Raw genomic sequence first — 1,446 nt, forward strand, 5'->3', positions numbered from 1 at the left:
CGGATGCGGAGCCGGGTGCGGGTCCGGGTGCGGGCGCGGCTGCCCGGGCGGACGACTGCGATCATGAACGACCCGCACCACCGAACCCGACCGGAGGACTCGTGAGCAGCCCGCAGACCCCAGCCGCCCGCGAGCCGGGCAGCGACGCCCGTCGGCCCGGCGGCGAAGCCCGCGAACGGGCCGACGCCGTCCGCGCATGGGCCGACGCCGTCCGTGAGCCGGGCGCCGCGGCCCGCGAGCTGCGCGCCGCCGCCCGGGCACTCGGGCGGCTCGCCGTCCTGACGCTGCTGATACCCGTCGGCGTGGTGCTGATGGCGGTCTTCCTGCTGTCCTTCCTGCTCTGGGGCTGCCTCGGGATCTTCCCGCTCTTCCCGGCCGCCACCCGGATGGTCCGCTCCGCCGCCGAGGCGGCCCGGTGGGCGGCCGGCCACTGGTCGGAGGTGCCCGTACCGCCGCCGTACCGGCCGCGCCCGGCCCTGGAACGCACCCTCCACGGCTGGTACTGGACCGGCCACGACTACCACAGGAACCGCTGGTTCGCGGGCCTGGCCCTGCGCGTCCGCTGGCTCTGGAACGACCCGGCGACCTGGCGCGACGCCCTGTGGCTGATCGCCGACCCGCTGGTCGGCGGCGCCGTCGCGGCCGTACCCGTGCTGCTGGTCGGCACCGGCCTGTACGGGATCGTCCAGGCGCCGCTGCCGTACGACCTGCCGTTCGGCGGCCTGCCCGCACTGCTCCTCGGCCTCCTCGCGCCCGTACCGATCGTCGCCGGGCTCGCCCTCGCCCGCCCCGCGCTGCGCCTGCACGGCCGGTGGACCGGCACCCTGCTCGGGCCCACCGAACGCTCCCGGCTCGCCCGGCGGGTCGAGCAGCTCACCGAGATCCGGCTGGACGCCACCGAGGCCCAGGCCGCCGAACTGCGCCGGATCGAACGGGATTTGCACGACGGCGCGCAGGCCCGGCTGGTCGCGGTGAGCCTGCGTCTGGGCGCGGCGGCGGCACTGATCGACCGTGATCCGGAGCAGGCCAAGCGGGTGGTGACCGACGCCCAGGAGAACGTCACCCAAGCCCTCCAGGAACTGCGCGACCTGGTGCGCGGCATCCACCCGCCGGTCCTCGCCGAACGCGGACTCGCCGAAGGCGTGCGGGCGCTGGCCCTGGACGTCCCGCTGAAGGTCGAGGTGCGGACCGAACTGCCCGGACGGGCCGAGGCGCCGGTGGAGTCGGCGGTCTACTTCGCGGTCAGCGAGGCGCTCACCAACGCCGTCAAGCACGGCGACGCCCGGCACGCCGCCGTGCACCTCACCCACGCCGCCGGACTGCTCCGCGCCGAGGTCACCGACGACGGCCGCGGCGGCGCCGACCCGGACGGCGGCAGCGGCCTGAAGGGCATCCGGCGCAGGCTCGCCCCGTTCGACGGTACGCTCACGCTGACCAGCCCCCCGG

Annotated in this window: 1 protein-coding gene; it reads left to right on the forward strand. The window is 76.4% G+C overall.

What is annotated here, in order from left to right:
• Positions 1-101: 101 nt before the first annotated feature.
• Positions 102-1,446, forward strand: a 1,345-nt coding sequence (locus ACIQOV_RS41240) for a sensor histidine kinase (protein WP_401056251.1), incomplete at its 3' end; no start/stop codon positions are given.

The organism is Kitasatospora sp. NPDC091257, assembly GCF_044757675.1.
In the GTDB taxonomy this organism is placed as follows: domain Bacteria; phylum Actinomycetota; class Actinomycetes; order Streptomycetales; family Streptomycetaceae; genus Kitasatospora; species Kitasatospora lactacystinica.